The sequence below is a fragment of the Bdellovibrionales bacterium genome, assembly GCA_018266295.1.
Lineage (GTDB): Bacteria > Bdellovibrionota > Bdellovibrionia > Bdellovibrionales > Bdellovibrionaceae > JACMRP01.
The window spans coordinates 493,105-513,214 of sequence record JAFEAQ010000004.1; the positions used below are offsets into that span (position 1 = coordinate 493,105).

At 45.6% G+C, this 20,110-nt stretch carries 21 protein-coding genes; 13 read left to right on the top strand and 8 right to left on the bottom strand.

Annotated features, from left to right (window positions below; translation table 11 throughout):
- The first annotated feature begins 9 nt into the window (after positions 1 to 9).
- From JSU04_02785 to JSU04_02805, 5 genes are all read left to right on the top strand, one after another.
- A complete protein-coding gene (locus JSU04_02785) occupies positions 10 to 1,665 on the top strand; it encodes an MCP four helix bundle domain-containing protein (GenBank protein MBS1969200.1) in 1,656 nt (551 codons plus the stop codon).
- Positions 1,666 to 1,917: 252 nt separating this feature from the next.
- Positions 1,918 to 2,289 carry a DUF2089 domain-containing protein gene (locus tag JSU04_02790; GenBank protein MBS1969201.1) on the top strand — a complete coding sequence of 124 codons (372 nt, stop codon included), beginning with the start codon at positions 1,918 to 1,920 and terminating at the stop codon, positions 2,287 to 2,289.
- Positions 2,286 to 2,564 carry a hypothetical protein gene (locus JSU04_02795; protein ID MBS1969202.1) on the top strand — a complete coding sequence of 93 codons (279 nt, stop codon included), beginning with the start codon at positions 2,286 to 2,288 and terminating at the stop codon, positions 2,562 to 2,564. The genes JSU04_02790 and JSU04_02795 overlap by 4 nt, the downstream gene beginning before the upstream one ends.
- A gap of 18 nt (positions 2,565 to 2,582) precedes the next feature.
- Positions 2,583 to 2,999, top strand: a complete 417-nt coding sequence (locus JSU04_02800) for a hypothetical protein (protein MBS1969203.1) — start codon at positions 2,583 to 2,585, stop codon at positions 2,997 to 2,999.
- A 23-nt stretch (positions 3,000 to 3,022) separates the two neighbouring features.
- Positions 3,023 to 5,152 (top strand): PQQ-dependent sugar dehydrogenase, encoded by a 2,130-nt coding sequence (locus JSU04_02805; protein MBS1969204.1) that lies wholly within the window; start codon positions 3,023 to 3,025, stop codon positions 5,150 to 5,152.
- A gap of 3 nt (positions 5,153 to 5,155) precedes the next feature.
- Here the strand turns inward: JSU04_02805 and JSU04_02810 are convergent, their stop codons facing one another.
- On the bottom strand, positions 5,156 to 5,644 hold the full coding sequence (locus tag JSU04_02810) for a hypothetical protein (protein MBS1969205.1): 489 nt from the start codon (positions 5,642 to 5,644) through the stop codon (positions 5,156 to 5,158).
- 37 nt (positions 5,645 to 5,681) lie between these two features.
- On the opposite strand from JSU04_02810, the gene JSU04_02815 reads away from it, so the two are divergent.
- Entirely contained in the window at positions 5,682 to 6,281 is a 600-nt protein-coding gene (locus JSU04_02815) for a nitroreductase family protein (GenBank protein MBS1969206.1), read from the top strand.
- A 23-nt stretch (positions 6,282 to 6,304) separates the two neighbouring features.
- Here JSU04_02815 and JSU04_02820 read toward each other — a convergent pair whose 3' ends face one another.
- Both JSU04_02820 and JSU04_02825 read right to left on the bottom strand, forming a co-directional pair.
- On the bottom strand, positions 6,305 to 7,456 hold the full coding sequence (locus JSU04_02820; protein MBS1969207.1) for a hypothetical protein: 1,152 nt from the start codon (positions 7,454 to 7,456) through the stop codon (positions 6,305 to 6,307).
- 26 nt (positions 7,457 to 7,482) lie between these two features.
- The gene (locus JSU04_02825; protein ID MBS1969208.1) at positions 7,483 to 8,343 is read right to left on the bottom strand and encodes an ATP-binding cassette domain-containing protein; all 861 of its coding nucleotides are present in this window, start codon (positions 8,341 to 8,343) and stop codon (positions 7,483 to 7,485) included.
- A gap of 329 nt (positions 8,344 to 8,672) precedes the next feature.
- On the opposite strand from JSU04_02825, the gene JSU04_02830 reads away from it, so the two are divergent.
- A complete protein-coding gene (locus JSU04_02830; GenBank protein MBS1969209.1) occupies positions 8,673 to 9,158 on the top strand; it encodes a hypothetical protein in 486 nt (161 codons plus the stop codon).
- Positions 9,159 to 9,240: 82 nt separating this feature from the next.
- On the opposite strand, the gene JSU04_02835 is transcribed toward JSU04_02830, so the two are convergent.
- Together JSU04_02835 and JSU04_02840 are read right to left on the bottom strand one after the other, a co-directional pair.
- On the bottom strand, positions 9,241 to 10,419 hold the full coding sequence (locus JSU04_02835) for an alpha/beta fold hydrolase (GenBank protein ID MBS1969210.1): 1,179 nt from the start codon (positions 10,417 to 10,419) through the stop codon (positions 9,241 to 9,243).
- Between the two features lie 96 nt (positions 10,420 to 10,515).
- A complete protein-coding gene (locus JSU04_02840; GenBank protein ID MBS1969211.1) occupies positions 10,516 to 11,283 on the bottom strand; it encodes a nitroreductase family protein in 768 nt (255 codons plus the stop codon).
- A 159-nt stretch (positions 11,284 to 11,442) separates the two neighbouring features.
- On the opposite strand from JSU04_02840, the gene dusB reads away from it, so the two are divergent.
- The 4 genes from dusB to JSU04_02860 are packed head-to-tail and all read left to right on the top strand — an operon-like array spanning position 11,443 to position 16,008.
- The gene (dusB, locus tag JSU04_02845) at positions 11,443 to 12,459 is read left to right on the top strand and encodes a tRNA dihydrouridine synthase DusB (GenBank protein ID MBS1969212.1); all 1,017 of its coding nucleotides are present in this window, start codon (positions 11,443 to 11,445) and stop codon (positions 12,457 to 12,459) included.
- An 11-nt stretch (positions 12,460 to 12,470) separates the two neighbouring features.
- Positions 12,471 to 14,285, top strand: coding sequence for a translational GTPase TypA (gene typA, locus JSU04_02850; GenBank protein ID MBS1969213.1), 1,815 nt, complete (start codon positions 12,471 to 12,473; stop codon positions 14,283 to 14,285).
- A gap of 8 nt (positions 14,286 to 14,293) precedes the next feature.
- Positions 14,294 to 15,220, top strand: a complete 927-nt coding sequence (locus tag JSU04_02855) for an ABC transporter ATP-binding protein (protein MBS1969214.1) — start codon at positions 14,294 to 14,296, stop codon at positions 15,218 to 15,220.
- Positions 15,220 to 16,008, top strand: a complete 789-nt coding sequence (locus JSU04_02860; protein ID MBS1969215.1) for an ABC transporter permease — start codon at positions 15,220 to 15,222, stop codon at positions 16,006 to 16,008. The genes JSU04_02855 and JSU04_02860 overlap by 1 nt, the downstream gene beginning before the upstream one ends.
- 2 nt (positions 16,009 to 16,010) lie before the next feature.
- On the opposite strand, the gene mtgA is transcribed toward JSU04_02860, so the two are convergent.
- The 3 genes from mtgA to JSU04_02875 are packed head-to-tail and all read right to left on the bottom strand — an operon-like array spanning position 16,011 to position 18,447.
- Positions 16,011 to 16,889 carry a monofunctional biosynthetic peptidoglycan transglycosylase gene (gene mtgA / locus JSU04_02865; protein MBS1969216.1) on the bottom strand — a complete coding sequence of 293 codons (879 nt, stop codon included), beginning with the start codon at positions 16,887 to 16,889 and terminating at the stop codon, positions 16,011 to 16,013.
- Positions 16,886 to 17,878, bottom strand: a complete 993-nt coding sequence (locus tag JSU04_02870) for an SDR family oxidoreductase (GenBank protein MBS1969217.1) — start codon at positions 17,876 to 17,878, stop codon at positions 16,886 to 16,888. Before JSU04_02870 ends, mtgA begins: the two co-directional genes overlap by 4 nt.
- Positions 17,875 to 18,447: a phosphatase PAP2 family protein gene (locus JSU04_02875; protein MBS1969218.1), complete on the bottom strand. Its 573-nt coding sequence runs from the start codon at positions 18,445 to 18,447 to the stop codon at positions 17,875 to 17,877. The genes JSU04_02870 and JSU04_02875 overlap by 4 nt, the downstream gene beginning before the upstream one ends.
- An 89-nt stretch (positions 18,448 to 18,536) precedes the next feature.
- Between JSU04_02875 and JSU04_02880 the strand changes: the two genes are divergently transcribed.
- Positions 18,537 to 19,286, top strand: coding sequence for a flagellar motor protein (locus JSU04_02880; GenBank protein MBS1969219.1), 750 nt, complete (start codon positions 18,537 to 18,539; stop codon positions 19,284 to 19,286).
- A gap of 6 nt (positions 19,287 to 19,292) precedes the next feature.
- The gene (locus JSU04_02885; GenBank protein MBS1969220.1) at positions 19,293 to 20,042 is read left to right on the top strand and encodes an OmpA family protein; all 750 of its coding nucleotides are present in this window, start codon (positions 19,293 to 19,295) and stop codon (positions 20,040 to 20,042) included.
- Positions 20,043 to 20,110: the final 68 nt, after the last annotated feature.

A 20,110-nucleotide genomic window follows, 5' to 3' on the forward strand; every position in this document is an offset into this window, starting at 1 on the left:
CGTCTTTTAATGGCAGCTTGTCTGCCTGTGGTGGCATTAGCAGTTGTAATCGGTATTTCTATGCATGCGAGCAATAAGCTGGGCAGCTTGTTGGAAGACTCGTATACGCGGATGATTCCGAACATGGATTCATTCATTGATATCATGAGTGCTCGCTCGAGCCTCGGATATTATTTCTGGGCGGCATATTCAAATGCACCTACTAATCCAGAGCTTTCTAAGGAGTTTGTTAATAAGGCAAAAGATTCTTTGAAGGAATTTAAAGAAGGTGTTGCTAAGTATGAAGCGGCCCCTTTCGGTGTTGACGAAGAAAAGCTGTACAATGAAATTAAAGGGAATAATCAGCGCTTCTATGATTTAACTGAACAAGTGATTGCGGCTCTTGAGAAAGGTGATTCAGAGTCTTTAAAATTTGCCTATAGCCAAATGGCAAAAGGTGAGTGGCATACACTTGCTGATAAGATTAAGAAAACCTTCAATCCGATTTCTGACTTTTATACAAGGGACGGAAAAGAAGGTCTGCAGACTCAAGCAGAAGTACGCGCGTTCAGCAAGAACCTTCTTCTTTTCACAGGTCTTCTCGCGATGTTCACAATCTTTAGCATCTTGATGTGGATTGCTTATAGAGTTTCAAACTCAGTGGGAGATGTCGCAGCTAAATTGTCGGATTCTACGGGTCAGGTGACTCAGGCGATTGAGCAATTATCTGCCGCTGGCCATTCACTTTCTGAATCTTCAACAGAATCTGCGGCTTCGTTAGAAGAGACAGTGGCTTCGCTTGAAGAGATGACATCCATGGTGCAAATGAATTCCGACCATGCACGCGAGGCAGCGGCTTTGGCGCAGACATCACGTGATTCTGCTGAAAAAGGCGAAAGAGAGATCAAAACTCTCGTGGAGTCTATGCAGGGTATTTCTCAAGCATCTAAGAAGATCGAAGAAATTATCCACGTTATTGATGATATCGCTTTCCAAACGAACTTGCTGGCGCTGAACGCAGCGGTTGAGGCAGCTCGTGCCGGTGAACAAGGTAAGGGCTTTGCGGTCGTTGCTGATGCCGTTCGCACATTGGCGCAGAAGAGCGCAGAGGCTGCAAAAGACATCACGGGTCTTATTAAAGACTCCGTTTCAAAAATCGAAAAAGGCACTGACATCGCAGATAAGTCCGGTGTGGTCATGCAAGACATCGTTTCTTCAGTGAAGAAAGTGTCTGACCTCGCGAACGAAATTGCATCTGCTTCTTCTGAGCAGACAAGCGGTATTCAACAAATCAGCAAAGCCATGAACCAATTGGATCAAGGTGCGCAAAGTAATGCGGCTTCTTCAGAGGAGATCGCGTCAACTTCAGAAGAAATTTCTTCTCAAGCCGTTCAAATGCAGCAATTGACCGAAACATTAAATGAAGTCGTCCTCGGCACGAGTGGTGGTGCGGACGTTGTGGAAAAAGCGGTTTCTAAGAAAAAGGACGCCGCAGCTCCTGTCGTTCATGCGGAAAAAAAGCCGGTCTTGGCAAAAGCCAAGAACGTCGTAAAGTTCACTCCGAAGAAAGAAGCTGCGAAGAACAAAACAGCAGCTCAAGAAGTGATTCCTTTTGATGAGGATGAATCATCGGCAGTTCCAGTGGCCAATGGCCGCGGTGATGTGGGCGACGTTTCCGGTTTCTAAGATTGATTTAAAGTTTTCAAAAAGTTGCACAGACTTTGTTGGCGGACCTTTTATGGAGAGGGTTCGCCAAATTTGTTTTTAGCTAACCCCTCAAAATCATTCCCATTTCCCCTTCGAATTAATTTTCTTAAAAATCGAACCATGTAATCTTAATAAAATTAAGATAAATATTGATTTAATTAAGATACCGTGGCATATTAATTAAAGAAATGAAGCTGCGGGTTAAGAAAATCAACCCCTGAAGGCACTGAAATGAATAAAGTTAAAGATTGGAAAGAGCTGACGACGCTCACACAGAATAAGAGCCTCATCGTTGAAAGAGTGAGACTCATAGAGAACGATATTGCGATCGAAGGACCTTTTGAGCTTCCAGCATTGGCAAAGTTGACGATCGAAGATCAAGTGTTCGTGATGGCGTTTGTGGGAACTCATGGTTCCATCAAAGAGATGGAGAAGATTTTCGGTGTGAGCTATCCGACCATTAAAGGACGTCTGAACAAAATCTCTGAGCAGTTGCAATTGGTGGATATTAATCCGGCGCCTTCTAAGGCGGATATTTTAGAAAAACTAAATCGTGGCGAAATCACTGCACAGCAGGCGGCAGAAATGTTGAGGAATGTATGATTCCTCCAATGCTGATGAAGTTTGCGATTTATGAAGGCGGCAAGAAAAAGATCAACTTTTGGATTCCGTTATTTTTCTTATACCTTCTTTTGTTGCCGCTATTTTTGATCATTCTGCCTTTCTTAGTCGCAATGGGATTGATCGCATGGCTATTCGGGGGCGGAAAGACTCCGGTTTCATTGATGGGCTGGCTCTATGAGCTTTGGTGCGCAACAAGCGGAACGGTCATCGAAGTGGATTCAAAGAAAGATCGCGTTTTTATTCGAATTTTTTAACTCTTTACGGAGAATGATATGTCTAACGAAAAGAAACAAATTTTAGAAATGCTTTCCCAAGGTAAAATCAGTGTTCAAGAAGCTGAATCGCTTTTGTCTGCGATCGGTGAAGCTTCAGTCTTGGGCGGCGGGACAACGGGTCCAGCAAAAGAAATCAAATTCTTGCGTATTAGCGTCGATTCAAAAGAAGAAGGCGGAGATAAGGTAAACATTAAGATCCCGATTAAGTTTATTAAGGCAGGTTTGAAGCTCACGGCATTTTTGCCGGACAAAGCTTATGAAAAAGTAAATCATGCTCTGGAAGAAAACGGCTTTCCGTTGGATTTAAAAGCAATGAAGGACGCGGATTTTTCAGAGTTAATTCAGGCCTTGTCAGACATGGATATTCACGTCCAAGATAAACAAGGGGAGACCGTTCGTATTTTCTGCGAATAAAGGTGCCCCATTATGAGGGGCCTATGAAAATCTGGTTATTGGTTTTAAGTACATTTTTAATTCAATGCTCAACTTTAACCAATACCCCGTTCGTCGGCCCACAAACTCGCGTGACCGCTTCAAGCAAAATGGTGCTGGATAAAAGCGGTTATCTTTATGACCCCCAAGATAAATCCTGTGACGGCTATCCACGCGTGATGGTTGAAACGATGCCGGGCACTTGCTTGGGGATGGTCCTACCGCGTGATCGCGCTCTCGATGCGGCCACTCAAAAAGGTTTTGTTAAACCACGGACCATTGTTCAGATTCCAAAGACAAACCAATTCCTCGTTGTCGATATGGGTGGGTGGAATCCAAAGAATGGCCGCTTATTTTGGCTTAAGCCTGGAAAAACAGGTAACTATGAAATTCAGCTCTTAAAATTCGCTTTGGATAATCCCCATGGTTTGGCAATGGGACCTGATGGCTTCTACTACATCGGTGAAAAAACACAGATCTCGAAATTTCATTTTGTGAATGGTCAAATTACCGATTGGCAAATCGTCATCGGAAATATTCCGCGCAAAGAGGGCTACATGCATCCTCTTTCACAATTTACCTTCGATCCACGTAACGGGGATCTCTACATCAACTCAGGCTCTCCGAGCGATCACTGTATTGTGCAAGGAACGGGTGCTTACAAGTCTTGTCCAGAAGAGGCTGCTCAAGGAAATGGCGCTATCTACCGTATTCCGGGTGAGCAATTGAAACATCTTCCTGTCGGCGGGATTCGTTACTTCGAAGTGGCGGCCTCGGGTCTTAGAAACTCCATGGCGATGGCGATCTCGTCGCAAGGATTTTTAATTCAAGGCGAAAACAGTCGCGACTTCCCCGAGCTTGAAGAACCTTATGAAGAGATGAACTTGATTGATCTAGACAATAAACGTGGCCTTCATTATGGCTGGCCTTATTGTTATGACTTTCATGCAACGTCTCCGGAGTGGCTGTTCCCTGAAAACAAAACTCTCCCGATTCATCAGCAGTTTAAAAAACCGATTGATTGCACTGCGACTGATCCCCAAGGGCCGGGCGATTACCAAGCACCACTGGCGTTGATGCCACCACATGTGGCGCCTCTTCATATGGCTTACTACCGCGGAAATCTTTTTAAAGATCTCTTTGGTGGAAAGTTGCTGGTCACGTGGCATGGGTATCAACCCACAGGTCATCGTCTTGTGGCTTATCCTGTGGATAACCGCGGAGTGCCTGTTACAAAGCCAGTGGATAAAACAGCGGTTTTTAATTTCAACCAACCCGGTACTTGTCCGACGAAGAAGCTCTTTGCTCCCCATGGCGGAATGGATCGTCAAGCGCCGTATGAAGAAGTCATTTCTAAATGGAATGAAGTAAAGAATGTTCGCCCTAAGGGCGCACCAGTTGCGTTTACCGAAGCTGAAGATGGGTCTTTGTGGATTGTTGAAGATCGCGAGAACCGCACGATTCTGCGCTTAGCAAGAACTCAAACTGCGAATTATCAAGAGTCTTGCAATAAAGATGCTGCGACAGCGATTGATCCGAGCATCGAGCTTCTTGCTTGGCGCTCAATGATCAAAGCCAACCCGGCATTAGATCAGGGTTACAAGCAAGTGCAGGCGGAGCTCGTACAAAAATACTGTCTTGGCTGTCACGGAAATCTCGAAGCCGATGACATTGCAAAAGACAGATTCAGCAATTTAGATTTCCTCGTGAAGAACGAATGGATTCAGCCTAAGAATCTTGAACACAGTAAAATGTACGGTGCAATTGCAAGGGTTGAAGGTTATACGCCGATGCCTCCGGTGGATAAGCCTCAGTTCTATGGCACATCTGAAGGTGAGCGACTGAATAAGATTGTGTCCCAATGGATTCAATCCATGCCAACAGATGTGGAGAGCACATATGCGAGATTCACAATGGCTGACAAGCGCAATGTGCGTGCGGCAGCAGGGACTTCGGCGAAGGTTTGCGGTCAGCTGATGGCGGGCGATATCGTTTACATCGATCCACGTCCATCAACGATTGTCACTGCCAATAATATTAAATGGAGCCGAGTGTACTTGGTGCCATCGCATAGCCGTCTTTTTAAAGACGCATGTCCGGCACCAGAAGACGGTGTGTATTTCGTATCAAGATAAAAATTAGAACTCAGTGCCCGGAGGCGCATTCAAGCGGTCAAAGCCATGCGTTGCCGGGTTGTATTTGTAAATATTCAGCCGTGCGATCATCTGATCATCAAATGCCGGAGCAATAATCTCGAGAGTCCCGTCATTATCCACATCCGCAAGACCTAAGTTCGTCGCATTTCCCTTTAACTGAAAATAGGCATCACGTTTTTCCGGCAAAACAATTCTTGCCATGAGCGTGCTCTCTTCAGGTTTTTCGACATTGTAGACTTCGAGCACAAGCGTATCGCGCATTTGAATCTTTAAAACTGTGACATGCAGACCCTGGCCTGTCAGATCTCCAGAAACTTTGGCCAAGATGAGGCGTTGTTCCGGAAGAAAGAAATCCCGTACTCCCTGACGCCAGCTCGGGGTAATCGCCACGGCTGTGACGAGCAGAGCCAAAAGCAGCAGACCGCCAATGAGGAGACTTTCAGCAGAGAATGAGGATTTTTTAGATTCCATAGGTGAAGTCTGCCACAAGTTTGTTAGAATGAACACGATGAATAAAGAAGATTTCTACAATTTGTTAAAGGCTCGCCGCTCGATTCGTAAATTTAAAAAAGACCCCGTTCCGAAAGAGGTCTTGGATCGCCTTCTCGCGGCGGCGATGGAAGCGCCTTCAGGAAAGAACCGTCAAAACTGGCGCTTCTTCGTCGTTCAAGGAGCAAAACGCGACGAGTACATGCAGTACTCGCAGAAATCGTGGCTTGGTATTAAAGATGTTTTGCAAAAACGTTTGAAGCCTTCGCTCTATGATTTCACAGAGAGATTCTTCTTTACCCTCGGTGATGCGCCGGTTTTGATTTTTGCTTATTCCCACAACGATAATGAAGAACGCTATCACACGAGCATTGGCAGTGTGTATATGGCTGTGGAAAACCTGAATCTTGCCTGCTTTGTTGAAGGCCTCGGTTGTTGCACAATGGGGGCGCCACTAGAAATCAAAGAGGAAGTAGATAAGTTCCTCGGCGTGGATCAGTTGCCTGAATACCAAAAGGGCGAACTAGAACTTCTTTGCGGCATCGTCGTTGGCTATCCCGATCACCAGCCACCGAAAGCGCCACGCCAGCTCGAAGGGCGTGTCACTTGGCTGGAGTAGCGAACGCGTGACGAGAAAAGTACTTACTTCTCGTTGATTGTGCTTAAAACATTTTTCTTACGGATCGTGACTTGAAGCTGTCTTGGATTACTTTGTGGTAGGATGAGCGAAAGCGTATTCTCGGCAAGAACAGAAAGTGCCGGACTTTTCGCAGCGACCTTTGTAATCAAAATCTTTAGATCTTCAGAGGCGGGTGCGAGCGTCCGTGCTTGAAGTAAACCGATTTTATTCGCCAAAAGACTTTCTGATGCGAGCAATTTTAAAATATCTTCATTTTTCCAATGATCGTTAATTGCAAACGAGTTATCGGCCTCTCCGTCGCAAACGAGTTCGGCTACATTATCACTGTGCTTTACTTGGCAAAGTCTTTCGAGTTGCATATAACTTGAAATGGTTTGATCAATAGTCTTCGAGGTGTCCGTTGAAGTGTACCATCGGGCCCATTCATCCACAGTCTTAATTTCTTCGGCTTTTTTCCAATCAGGCTTTCTGGAAGCGAGCTGACCCAAAAAAGTCGTGTTGACCGTTTCGATGGCTATTTTATATGAAACCAATCCAGCCAAAATAACGCCAATCATTGCACCAGCCAAAATTTTATTCTGCAGGCGGGGAGCTAAGCTGGTCTTTGCGAAATAGTCCGATTTCCATAAAATACAGAGCGCGAGAGCTGTGGCTACCATTGCTACCAAAGGGCTAAACGCAAAAAGCACGGCGATTACAATAAGGACGACATATACTAATAAAAGAAATCCAAACCGTTTCGCTAAGACTTTCTTGGTGAGTGGCTCAAGTGCTATCCTTGGATTTCTGGTCATAAAGAGACCAAGAAAAACGCAAAGGAACAACCAGAAAAACCCCAGTTTTGAATACAGTATATTTTCGAAGGGATCTAAAATAGGTTGCTGAGAAAAAGAATCATTTCTTATCAACAAGTAGAATCCCATATTTAGTATTACGAGGCTAGAAACTCGAAGAGCATGTTCTTGCCAGGCCTTGCTGATTGAAGGGCAAATAGTTCTTAAAAATTGTGGTAAATTGGAATTTAAGTTTACCAAATAGCATACAAATAAAGAGGCTCCTAAACCAAAGGAGGCTAGGCTTGCACCAAATCCGAATAGACGATCAAGACCTATTGTGAGGAGCCAAACTAAAAGAGATAAGATAAAACCAATCATTATGAACCGTAATCTGATCGACCACATCATGCTGTCACCGTGCTTGTGAAATAAGTAGTCAACTCGCTGATCGTTAGTGCTCTACGGTCTACGTGCGCTTGGTAATCCGTCGTCAGATCTTTTTTTCGTACGATGAGCGTCCAGGAGCCATCCGCATTTTTATCTATAAAACGAAAACCTTTTTCTACAAGTCTTAAAGATTGTACTTCAGACTCGCTCGCTTTGATTTTTAGAAAATGCTGAGGAATCTCTTCGGCGGTGGCGGCGAACTCGATATGACCCTTTTCGAGAAAGCAAACGTCTGTGGCATAGCCTTGCAGTTCTCCGGCGATATTAGTACTCATGATGATAAGACATCCACGAGTGCGTTCTTTTTCTAAGAAACGCATGAGCGTAACCCGTGAGCCGCTGTCGAGGACGGAGGTGATTTCATCAAGGATATAGATGCTGGGTTTCTTTGCAGCGTGAAGAGAGAACAGAGCTTTGGCTTTTTGCCCTCGAGAAAGATCCAATAGACTTTTTCCAAGATCGATCTCGAATTGCTTTGCTAGGCTTTGGAAAAGATCAATATCATAGGCGGCATGGATGCGTGCGAACTCTCGCCCCCAAGTCTTCAAATCAATAGCGACGGGAAGAGCCATTTCTTCGGTAATAAAAGCTATTTGCTGAGCAAGCTGAAGGCGTGGCGATCTGAGGGTTTGATTTTGAAAAAGAATATCTCCTGTTTCAAAAGGCTCATGCTGAGCCAGGAGTCGCATCAATGTCGATTTGCCTGATCCGTTTCTGCCGAGAAGTGCGACGAAGCGCCCCTTCTGAAATCGCAGATTCAAATCTGATAAGACGGGCTGTTTGTTATAAATCTTTGAGAGGTTTACTAACTGATACAAGCGAGCTCCTAAATTAATAGAGCTTCTAGTTTATGAAAACTCATTTCCTTTGAGAACTGGTTTGCCCTGAGCGCTCGACATAGGTCATAAACACGAGCTTTTTTTGTGTTCCCTACGCGTTGTGTGTAAAAAACCCAAAAATCGGAACAGAGTGTCCCGGAACTTAAATTCGGGACAAGATGTCCCGCTCACCCTCTAGACTTTCAAATGCACCTGCCATATTTCTCTTTGTGTTCCCGACGCGGGAGAAAATTGAAAAACAAGAAGTGGCAATTAAGCAGCTTCGAAAAAATAATAACCACCGAGTGAAATCGGTAAGGAGAAATAAAATGAAAAAAATGATCTTGGCAATCGCGATGGTTTTGGGTGCATCTTCAGCGCACGCATTCACTTCACCAACTTGGGCTTGCTCTTTGAACTTCAACGGCGCAGCTAAAGGCCTTAAGGTTCTTGTTGGTGAGTACAAATTCTCTGGTAAAGGGAACCTTCTTTGCGCAACTCCAACGGGTCAAGTTGCTGACTACCCAGTAAATGTAACTATGGATGCAGCTCCATTGTCTCCACAAGTTTCTTTCGGTTACATGAAACTTGCTGGTCAAGCAGTTGAGTTCTCATTGTTGAACCTTCAACCAGAAGACGTATTGGGTACTTACTACGTAGCTCAAGGTCAAGCAGCAGTTGCTGGTGGCGTTGGTGTTATCGCGGCTACTAAAGTGGGTTTGCCACAATTGGCTATCCAAGTTTCTTTGCAATTCGCTCGTGGTCTTGGTGTGAACTTGGGCCTCAACAAAATGCACATCGAGCTTGCTCAGTAATCTGTTAGCTAGGTTTGAAAATTAAATAATGAACGGCAACAAAGGCCAGAGTGGTTTCAAGCGTCCCTCTGGCTTTTGTTTTTTATTTCTGAGGCGTTTTTTGAAACGCGCGAATCATCCCATAAACTTCCGGAGCCATATAGCGCGGAAACAGATGATGCGAATTTTCGCCGTCGACAAAATCTAGACGGTGAGGAATGTTATCGATTTTTAGACGCTGATCGAATTCATAAAGCTGACCGGGGATCACAAGCTTATCTTTATTGCCACCGATCACTTGCACCGGAGCTCCGAAGTCTTTCAGATCAGATGTCGTATCCAACAAATCGAAATCGCGAATTCCCTTTGTCACGCGAATGGCGGCTTCAACTTGAATATCGATCGCTTTTAGCTCTTTCTCATTCAGAGCACTTTCATCTTTCTTGGTCATTGCAATGAAATACTTGCGATATGATTGTGACATGTATTTTTGCAAAATTGGATCCATGGCGAAGTCCTGCCACTGATCGACTTTAAAAGAGCTCGTCACGAAGTCATTCATGTAACGAATTCCCGCCGTCATTGCCCAAGTCATACTAAAAAGAGGATCCATGATATTCTTGACGACTTCGGGGTGAGCACCCATTTGCTCCATGGTTTTCGCCGTTTGGTGCAGTAAAAAGTCCGGGGACTGAAAATAGTTTTTTATAAACTTATCAATTCTTTGGACATACGGAGCCAGCATATGCAGTGAGCGTACGTTGATTTTGTTTTTACCTTTGAGATGGCCAAGCTCCGCTGCAAGCCCATAGGAAATGCCGCCACCGTAGCTATGGCCGACAATGACAACGTCTTTGATATTGTTTTTCTGTAAGAGCTCTTTGATTACAATGATATTGTCTTTGTAGTACAGATCCCCCGGCAGATGTCCATCGTGAGTCGACATGTATCGTTGCAGCGTTTCGCCATGACCAAACAGATCAACTCGTAAAACACCAAACCCTTCAGCGTCAGCTAGGGCTGTGATTTGCTCCATCTTACTCATGTCATCACCAAGGCCGTGGATGATCAGCCACGTTGGCCCAGCTTTCTTCGCGGGCTTGTAATCAAAGGCCATTTCTTTTTTCAGAGTTGGCGAGCGAAAAATCTGCAAACCATTTTCAGAGAAATATTTTTTGCCACCAAATTGGGTGAAAACCAGTGAGCACATGGGCCCAGCTGCGAAGCCTTGAGAGATTCCAAAAAAGCAAATAAGCACAAGAGTAAGAAATATTGTTCTCATGCCTCTATCGTACCAAATACTAAGAGCAATAAGAAAGAGCCCCACGAAAACTTGACTGAAATCGGTATAAGTAAAAACTCTATTTTGTGCTCAGAACTAAATGGTTTTCACAAACAGCTCTTTAGTCCCGCGGATGCGTTGTCCGTAGACTCCATTAGGGGCGCGCTTTCCCGCGCTGATAACCATTGTGATACCGACTCCTCGAGGAAGTTTTAAAAGCTTTTTAACTCGGACTTCGTCAAAACCCTCCATCGGACAAGTGTCATAACCCGCGGCGCGGAAGGCGAGCATGAGATTTTCACAAGCAAGAGAAACCGTTTTTGTTGCCCACAAAAGATTTCCACTTTTGCCAAAGGGCCCACGGGGCATCACTCGGAAAAGACCGAGCACGGCAACAGCCAATGTTTTCAGCGGAGCCAAAATATTCAGCGGCCCATTGCCATAAACGAAAGGTACGAGCTTGTGATAGTAGCTCTTTACACTCGACGGAACTTTTTCTTGGCTCGCAAAGAAGTCGATGTTGATCTTTTGCCCCCGTTGCCAGTTATCGGGACGAGCCACACACACGATCAGCGTCGGAGCGGTCTTTGCCGCGGGCTGGTTGAGGCAATACTCTTTGAGTTTTTCAAGTTTATCGGCGGACTTCACCCAGTAGAAATCCCAGGGCTGCAAGTTCGAAGAGTTGGGAGCTAGTAACGCCAAATCCAGACACTTTTCCACAATAGCATCGGGGATTTTTTCGTCGGTAAAGACGCGGACGGAGCGGCGACTCTCGACTACTTGAGAAAAGGCCTCAAAGTCACAGTCGATTGCAGGCTCAGAGTAAGTGGTTTCTAAGGGCTTATCGAATACACTGTCGGCCATATTTCCTCCGCTGTTGGGCTGAAAACTCTTATAGCGTATCTGAGGGTTGTGGGCATCCTAAACAAACTTATCCCACAGTAAAAACTTCAAATAAAATAATAACTTAACATGAATCCTCTATCCCAAACACGGCCTTTTTGCTATACCCTGTGCCTTCGCATGCATCCACTTGAAGCCTTAAAGCAGAATCCTTTTGTGCTAGCACCGATGGCGGGTATTACCGACCACGCTTTCCGCACGTTCATGAAAAAACGTGGGGCGAGTGTCGTTGTCACAGAACTCGTGAGCGCGACGGGCATTGAATACAAAAGCGAACGCACTCTCAAGCTGATGAGCTTTGATCCAACACAAAGACCGATTGGCATTCAACTCTTCGGTGAAGATCCTGAGACTATCGCAAAAGGCGCGCAAGTCGCTGAAGAGATGGGTGCGGACTTCGTCGACCTCAACTTCGGTTGTCCTGTGCCTAAAGTCGTTAAAAAGGGCGCGGGTTCTGGGATGCTTCGTGATTTGCCTCTGTTGGAGAAAGTTCTTCGCTCAACAGTGAATGCAGTGAAGATTCCAGTGACGATCAAGATCAGAACGGGTTGGGATGCGAATTCTTTGAATGCGCATGATGTCTGCAATATCGCATACAACGAGGGTATTACTTGGGTTGCGATTCACGGTCGCACGCGCGCTCAATCTTATTCTGGTTGGGCTGATTGGGATTACATCGCAGATGTAAAATCAAAAGCGAAGTTACCGATTTTAGGCAACGGAGATATTCTCACTCCTAAACAAGCGGTTCAACGTGTGAAAGAATCGGGCTGTGATGGCGTATTGATCGGCCGCGGCTGCTTAAAAAATCCACACATTTTTATGGATGCCTTAAGCCTGTGGAAAGGCGAAGAGATGTCTCAAGAGTTCTCTCGAGACTATTTGGGCCTTTTCCTAGACCTGAGAGAGGCTATCGTGGCGCATTGTGATGAGCATATCACCGGAATTCAGCTGCGAAAGTTTGCAGCTTGGTTCTCGACAGGGTATCCTGGCGCTTCCCAATTTCGAAAAAACTTATTCCAAACAAAATCTCATGATGAACTCATGGATCTAGCGACGGAATTTTTTAAAAGCATTGGTACAATTGAACAAGAAGATACGAGCCATGAGGAATTCCTTATGGGCGGACACGGATAAAAGGAAAACAGATGATTCAGGATCCAAAGAAAATTAGAAATATCGCAATTATCGCGCACGTCGATCATGGTAAGACTACCTTGGTTGACCACTTGATTAAGCAAGCCGGTACTTTCCGTGACAATGAGCACGTGGAAGAACGCTTGATGGACTCTATGGATCTTGAAAAAGAACGTGGTATCACGATCGCCGCGAAGAACGCGTCTTTCGTTTACAAAGATATCAAAGTTAACATCGTAGATACACCGGGACATAGTGACTTCGGTGGTGAAGTAGAACGTATCCTTAACATGGTTGATGGTTGTATCCTTCTTTGCGATGCTTCTGAAGGTCCACTTCCGCAAACTCGTTTCGTATTGAAAAAAGCTCTTGAGCAAAACCTCAAAGTCATCGTTTGTATCAACAAAATCGACCGTTCCGATGCTCGTATTCAAGAAGTTCATAACGAGCTTTTCGATTTGTTCATCGACCTCGATGCAACTGAAGAACAATGTGACTTCCACACCGTTTACGCAATCGCGCGTGAAGGTATGGCGACACTCGATCCAAAAGTAAACACAGGTTCTTTGGAAGTATTGTACGATGCTATCGTAAACTTGGTTCCACCACCAAAGATCGAAGAAAATCATCCACTTCAAGTGATGGTTTCTAACATCTCTTACAACGACTACGTAGGTCGTTTGGCGATCGGCCGCATGCGTGCCGGTACTATCAAAGTAGGTGATGAAGTTCTTTGCGTTCAGGCGAACGTAGAAAAGAAAGTAAAAGTATCTGCTTTGTTCCAATACAAAGTGAACTCGCAAGTTCCAGCACAAGAAATCGGTGCCGGTGACATCGCAGTTATCGCAGGTATGGAAGACTTCACGATCGGTGACACTATCACTTCTGCAACAGACCCACGTCCACTTCCACGTATCCGCGTAGAAGAGCCGACAGTAGGTATGGTGTTCTCGGTAAATAACGGTCCATTCGCAGGGATGGAAGGTAAGAGCGTTACTTCTCGTAAGATCCTTGAGCGTCTTGAGCGCGAATTGTTGTACAATGTTGCGATCCGCGTAGAAAAAACTGACAACACCGATGCTTTCAAAGTTATCGGCCGTGGTGAGTTGCAATTGGGCGTTTTGATCGAGCAAATGCGCCGTGAAAACTTCGAGTTGCTAGTTTCAAAACCAACCGTTGTTATGAAAACTGAAAACGGTCAAAAAATGGAGCCAATGGAGATCGCGGTTATCGATATCGAAGATCAGTTCGTTGGTGCTGTGACTGAGAAACTCGGTAAGCGTAAAGGTGTGATGACGAACATGGTTCAGAAAGGTTCTGGCCGTACTCGTTTGGAATTCCGTATTCCTTCACGCGGTTTGATCGGTTACCGTTCAACATTCTTGACCGATACTCGCGGTACAGGTCTTTTGAATACTCAGTTTGATGGTTGGGACCAATACAAGGGCGAGATCGAGCACCGTATGAACGGCGCGATGATTTCTGACCGTAAAGGCCAAGCCACTGCATACGCGATCTGGAATCTTCAAGAGCGTGGGGTTATGTACGTAACTCATGGTCAAGATGTGTACGAAGGCATGATCGTCGGTGAGCACGCGAAGGAAAATGACCTCGAAGTGAACATCACTCGTGAGAAAAAGTTGACCAACGTACGTGCGTCGGGTTCTGATGAAGCTATCCGTCTCGTTCCAGTTCGTCCTATGACGTTGGAATCTGCGATGGAGTGGATTAAAGAATCTGAGCTCATCGAAGTAACGCCTAAAAATATTCGTTTGCGTTGCCGCGAGCTGAGCCCTAACGCTCGTGCGAGAGCAGCGAAAGAATAACGTAGGTAATGAGCCAAAAGATTGCCGTTGAACTCAAAGATCTCAAAAAGAAATATGACGAGAACTTTGTCGTCAACGGCATCAATCTAGAGATTCCTAAAGGCGAATGCTTTGGTTTGCTGGGTCCCAACGGAGCCGGCAAATCCACCACCATGAAGATGATGTATTGCAGTGCCCTTGTTACAAGCGGCGAACTCTACGTCCTCGGCCTAAATGTTAAGAAAAACTTCCGTGAAATTAAAAATCGAATTGGTGTGATCCCGCAAGAAGACGGTTTGGATCCAGACTTTAGCGTTCTGGAAAACCTGCTAGTCTATGCGAGCTATCATGAGATCCCTGCGCGTGCCGCTTCTGAGAAGGCTCAGGCTTTGCTGCGTGAAATGCGTCTTGAAGAATATGCGGATCGCTCTGTCGATACTCTGAGCGGCGGTATGAAGCGCCGCTTGGCGATTGCTCGCGGGCTTATGAATAGTCCAGAGCTCTTGTTCCTCGATGAGCCAACAACGGGCCTGGACCCGCAAGCGCGTTTGTGGATCTGGGATTTCATTAAACATCTTAAAGCGGAAAAATCGACTGTGATTTTAACGACTCACTACATGGAAGAGGCCGAACGCCTCTGTGATCGTGTGGCGATTATGGATCACGGCCGTATCTTGGCTGTCGGTTCTCCGGCGGATTTGATTCTTGAGCATATCGGAATTGAAGTGGTTGAGTTTGAAACCAACCCTGTCGATTTAAATTACTACATCGGCCGCTTGAAAGAGGGCGGATACAGTTATCAAGTCATCCAGGACACTGTGATGATCTTGATCAATCCAACTCAAGATGGCCGCAAGGCGATTGAGTTGATCGCCAGCGATAAAATCCTTATCCGTAAGCCGACGTTGAACGACGTTTTCTTGAAGCTTGCCGGTCATCAATTGAGGGACGAGTAATGAAGTTCGTCGATATGATTCGTACGCCAAAGATGAATAGTGGCTTCTTACGGGTTTGGTCTCGTAATTTCCTTTATTTCCGTAAAACTTGGACCGTATCCCTTTTTTGGGTTCTGTTGGAACCGCTCATGTACTTGGGTGCGATCGGTTTTGGTTTGGGTACGTTCGTCGCAAATATCGGCGGCCACTCGTATATTGATTTCTTCTTCCCAGGTTTGCTTTGTTCCACGGGTATGATGGTCGCTTTCTTTGAAGGCACGTACGGTGGCTTCACGAAGCTGACTCACCAAAGAACGTACGCAACGATCATGCTCACTCGTATCGGTCCTGAAGAGATCGCTCTTGGTGAACTCTTATGGGCGGGAACAAAGGGTTACTTCAGTGTGATCGGGGTTGCTTTTGTGGCGTCGTTCTTCGGTTTGATCGACACATGGAGAATTCTGCCAGCCCTTTTGATTCTACTTTTGCTTTGCTGGCTGTTTGCTTCGCTGGCGATGATCATGACTTCGTATGCACGTAACTATGATTCTTTCATTTATTCGACTTCGGGTTTCATCGTACCGATGTCACTCTTTAGTGGAACTTACTTCCCGATTGATCAACTGCCAGGTGGATTAAAGTACGTTGCGTACCTTTTCCCACTGACCCATGCGGTTCAAGCTGTCCGTGGACTCTTGCAAGAGGGCTTCACGATGGCTGTCGGAATTCATACGCTGGTATTGTTGATTGCGGGAGTGCTCGCAATGAATATCGCAATCTATCGTATTCGCGGAAAACTCCTCAAATAAACTTAGAAGCCAGAGTCTTCTTCAGAGCCCAGATTTTCAAGTTCATCGAGAGTCGGCATGTCGGTTGTTTGTGGGCTGTTATTGCCATCGACATTCTGACCTGAGTTCTCAATTTCTTGCAAATAGGCATCCATGGATCCACCACCCGGTGAGAAGAAACTATCTACCTTATACATAGCGGTATTGTATTCATCCTCGGTGATGCGACTGTACTGATACATGTCCGTGACGATTTGCTTAATACGTTTGTGGGCGAAAGGAGTAAGCTCCTTGCGGAAGTAAGACTGGGAGTATTTCACCGGATTTGGCAGGATCATCGCCAAGAAAGCAGATTCAACCACATCGAGTTGTGCCGGAGTTTTTTTGAAGTAGAAGTGAGCTGCTTGTTTAACTCCGTAGATGTCTTTGCCGAACTCAACCACGTTTAAATAGCGCTCGAGGATTTCTTTTTTACTAAGGGTCTTTTCGATCTTCATAGTAATTACAAGCTCTAGTCCTTTACGGAGCAGAGTCTTGTCTTTATAGAGGAACATGTTTTTTGCAAGCTGTTGAGAAATCGTCGAGCCGCCTTTGGCGTAGGTGCCTTTTTCATAGTTTTTACGCGCATTTTCTTCGATGGATTTCCAGTCAAAGCCATTGTGTTCGTAGAATGAAGAGTCTTCGGTCAAAATCACAGTTTTTTGCAAGAGAGAAGAAATCTGTTTTAAGGGAACGTAATCTTTAGAGCCTGGGCATAAATTCACTTGATACATCGTCGTCACGACACAACCTTTGATTTGTTGTTCGCTCGGAATGTGTGAATAAATATAGGCGGCAAAAGAACCCGCGCCGACGATCGCGACTAAAAGAAGGATACCTACAATTTTAATTAGCTTTTTCATTGGTGGCTCAGCAATCCATTATCTCTCATCCACTTTACACTACTTCGAATTGCTTCGCGAGCAGGACGCGGATTAAAGCCCAGTTCCTTTTTTGCTTTGCTGTTATCAAACCAGTGAAACATCGTGGCGGTCCAGGCGTTCTCAGTACTGAGCGAGCCTTTCATACCCATTGATTCCATAATGTCGCCAATTTTACCCAACGCAAAAATTACGGCGGTCGGCATTTTGGTATTCGGAGCAGGTACGCCGGCTTCTTCCGCGATCAGGCGGAACAGCTCTTGGATCGTGATATTTTCTCCGGAAAGAATGTATCTTTCACCGCTCCGGCCTTTCTTCCAAGCAGAAATAATTGCGTCGACAGCATCTTCAACGGCAACAATACTAACGCCACCGGAAGTATAGAACTTGAAATTTCCCTGAGCGACTTTTAACTGCGTTTTTCGGCTGCCTTTTTTGGCATCGCCTTCTCCATAGATCGTGCTCGGGTTCAAGATGACGCAATCAAGGCCTTTGTTCTTATGGGCCTCGAGAACGATTTTTTCAGCTTTACGTTTTGTCTCGAAATAACCGAGATCTAGCTTTCCAACATTGTACTCGGAGTCTTCATTGAGAATTTGGTTCTTGTTGTATCCCGCACCCACGGCGACGACCGAAGAAAGAAATACTAAACGGCGAACGCCTTTTGTCAGGCAGGCATCCACCACATTTTCAGTCCCAAACACGTTGATCTTTTCCATTTTAGCGCGATCTGCTTTTTTGTAGGCAATCAATCCCGCAAGATGAAAGACGGTGTCCATACCGCCGAAGGTTTTGTACAAGCTATCGAGATCTGTAATGTCTCCGTAGACGTAGTTACAAGAGACACCGTTTAGTTCTGACAAGTCGCTTTGGGCGCGAACTAAGGCATAGACCTCGTGTCCTTGCTTGACGAGAGCACGTGTGAGCCAGCTTCCTAAAAATCCGTTCGCACCTGTAACTAGAACTTTCATGTCGTTACTTTTCTCTTTCTCCAGCGATTATAGAGTTCTTTCCCAAGAATACTATAAATCCATCCCATGATCCAACCCATGATACCACCTCCAACAACGTCAGAAGGGTAGTGAACACCATTGTAAACACGGCTATAGGAAATCAAAGTCGCAGCTCCGTACATCACAAGACGGCTTTGTGGAAAAAACTCCGCGACATACTTTGCCAAACAAAACATATTCGCCGCATGATTTGAAGTGAAGCTATAGCCGCCGTAAGGGGAGCGAACAATGACCATCTCTTTGAGGTAGTCCCCGGGACGTGCGCGGGCGACATTTTTCTTGAAAACATGATTACCAACAAGATCTGAAGTTCCTAGAGCCAGCAAAAGACCTACAAAGAACATCAATCCGTACTTGCGATACTTCCAAAGAAAGAATGAAAGCAAAGTCAGAACAATGAACACCATGAAGAGGGGACTTTTATGGAGATCAGTAATAGCCGGAAAAAAAGCATCCGCCCATGGGGCCGTCCATTGACGGTTGATAAGTAAAAGAAGGCTTTTGTCCAGCTCGTACAGAAAATCCATATTTCCCAAGGTAAATTCACCTCTTAAGAAAGTCTAGGAACAATGCTGCGACCGTGTCATTCCTGGGCCCCTATGTCACCATAGAGAATATGGATAAAGCGACGTGGTTTGGATTACTTATTGGCGTTGGTGGGATACTTCTGGCGAATACGCTTGATGGTGGTCATTTCGGTTCTTTGATGCAAGGAACCGCTGCGATGATTGTTATCGCTGGAACCTTGGGCGCTGTCATGGTGTCGAATAATTCTAAAGACATCAAACTCGGATTCCGGTTGGCTGGCGAGGCGTTCTCTGAAAAAGAGAGTGATATTGAATACAAAATCAATGAGATGGTCGATTACGCACGCACTGTTCGCAAAGAAAATCTAATGGCATTGGAAGCTAAAATTCCAAAGGCGACAGATCCCCTGATTAAAGACATGCTCAGAGTGATCGTTGACGGCACAGACCAAGTGATGACGAAAGAAATTTTCGAAAGCAAACTCCATGCAGAAGAAGACGAGTTGTTATCTGCGGCAAAGATCTGGAGTGATGCCGGTGGTTTTGCGCCTACCATTGGAATCCTCGGTGCGGTCCTTGGCTTGATCCACGTCATGGGCAATCTTTCTGACACCAGCAAGCTCGGTGCGGGGATTGCGGTTGCGTTCGTTGCGACGATTTATGGCGTCGGCTTTGCCAATCTGATTTTCTTACCGATCTCGAACAAAATTAAAAAGAAAATTGCATTGCGTATGAAAGAAAGAAGAGTTCTGCTAGAAGGCGGACTTTTAATTAATTCTTCACTCAGTACTATGTTGATTGACCAAAAATTAAGAGCGCTCGCTCACGAGCTTAAGTGAGGAAAGATGAGGAGGCGTCATGAAGAGCATGAAAATCATGAAAGATGGCTGGTCTCTTATGCTGACTTTATCACTCTGCTTTTTGCTTTTTTTGTGGTTATGTACGCAACTTCGACAAATAACGTCGACAAACAGAAAGAATTTGAGAATTCCGTCCGGGTCAACCTTCGGTTAAGCACCGGTGGCGCCGGCAAAGAAGGCGGCAGCCAAGTTCCAGACGCCGGTGAAATCATCGCAGAACATCTTCAAGGCACCGAGGGCCCACAAAGCTTTCCGAAACAAGGTAAGAGTGCCGAGGCCGCCGACTACACGGCAAGATATCTAAGTAAGCAAATCAATGCCGAGACACAAAAAGCTTTGGGCTTGCAGGTTCGTCATGATGCCGTTGGGGTTCGTGTTTCTCTCGCAGCTTCAGCGATGTTCCCCGAGGGTGAATTCAAAATGAAGCGATCAGCTCTCGAGACTTTGAATAAGCTCGGCGAACTCCTCAAGCAAACCGATAAGAAGATCATTATTGAAGGTCACACCGATGACCAACCGGCGGAGTCCGATAAGTTTGCCAGCAACTGGGAACTCGGCAGTCTTCGCGCGACGAGTGTTGTCCGTTATCTTATCAAGTATCAAAACATCGATCCGAAACGCATGGCTGCGATCTCGTATGCGGATCAGAAGCCACTCGTCCCGAATGATACTCCTGAACATCGAGCAGAGAACCGTCGTATCGAAGTTCTCATCGTTATTGACGAACCTAAATAGAGCCTGTTTTTTCATCAAATCTTCTTGCGACCGTCACTGACGGACTTGAGCGTTCACTCTATAAAAAT

Coding starts and splice junctions, on each gene's coding strand:
- JSU04_02870 (MBS1969217.1), bottom strand. CDS start 17,878: ATGAAAGTTCTAGTTACAGGTGCGAACGGATTTTTAGGAAGCTGGCTC.
- JSU04_02860 (MBS1969215.1), top strand. CDS start 15,220: ATGAAGTTCGTCGATATGATTCGTACGCCAAAGATGAATAGTGGCTTC.
- dusB (MBS1969212.1), top strand. CDS start 11,443: ATGCATCCACTTGAAGCCTTAAAGCAGAATCCTTTTGTGCTAGCACCG.
- JSU04_02790 (MBS1969201.1), top strand. CDS start 1,918: ATGAATAAAGTTAAAGATTGGAAAGAGCTGACGACGCTCACACAGAAT.
- JSU04_02810 (MBS1969205.1), bottom strand. CDS start 5,644: ATGGAATCTAAAAAATCCTCATTCTCTGCTGAAAGTCTCCTCATTGGC.
- mtgA (MBS1969216.1), bottom strand. CDS start 16,889: ATGAAAAAGCTAATTAAAATTGTAGGTATCCTTCTTTTAGTCGCGATC.
- JSU04_02820 (MBS1969207.1), bottom strand. CDS start 7,456: ATGATTGGTTTTATCTTATCTCTTTTAGTTTGGCTCCTCACAATAGGT.
- JSU04_02875 (MBS1969218.1), bottom strand. CDS start 18,447: ATGGATTTTCTGTACGAGCTGGACAAAAGCCTTCTTTTACTTATCAAC.
- JSU04_02855 (MBS1969214.1), top strand. CDS start 14,294: ATGAGCCAAAAGATTGCCGTTGAACTCAAAGATCTCAAAAAGAAATAT.
- JSU04_02835 (MBS1969210.1), bottom strand. CDS start 10,419: ATGAGAACAATATTTCTTACTCTTGTGCTTATTTGCTTTTTTGGAATC.
- JSU04_02815 (MBS1969206.1), top strand. CDS start 5,682: ATGAATAAAGAAGATTTCTACAATTTGTTAAAGGCTCGCCGCTCGATT.
- JSU04_02880 (MBS1969219.1), top strand. CDS start 18,537: ATGGATAAAGCGACGTGGTTTGGATTACTTATTGGCGTTGGTGGGATA.
- typA (MBS1969213.1), top strand. CDS start 12,471: ATGATTCAGGATCCAAAGAAAATTAGAAATATCGCAATTATCGCGCAC.
- JSU04_02830 (MBS1969209.1), top strand. CDS start 8,673: ATGAAAAAAATGATCTTGGCAATCGCGATGGTTTTGGGTGCATCTTCA.
- JSU04_02840 (MBS1969211.1), bottom strand. CDS start 11,283: ATGGCCGACAGTGTATTCGATAAGCCCTTAGAAACCACTTACTCTGAG.
- JSU04_02795 (MBS1969202.1), top strand. CDS start 2,286: ATGATTCCTCCAATGCTGATGAAGTTTGCGATTTATGAAGGCGGCAAG.
- JSU04_02885 (MBS1969220.1), top strand. CDS start 19,293: ATGAGGAGGCGTCATGAAGAGCATGAAAATCATGAAAGATGGCTGGTC.
- JSU04_02805 (MBS1969204.1), top strand. CDS start 3,023: ATGAAAATCTGGTTATTGGTTTTAAGTACATTTTTAATTCAATGCTCA.
- JSU04_02785 (MBS1969200.1), top strand. CDS start 10: ATGGCAGCTTGTCTGCCTGTGGTGGCATTAGCAGTTGTAATCGGTATT.
- JSU04_02800 (MBS1969203.1), top strand. CDS start 2,583: ATGTCTAACGAAAAGAAACAAATTTTAGAAATGCTTTCCCAAGGTAAA.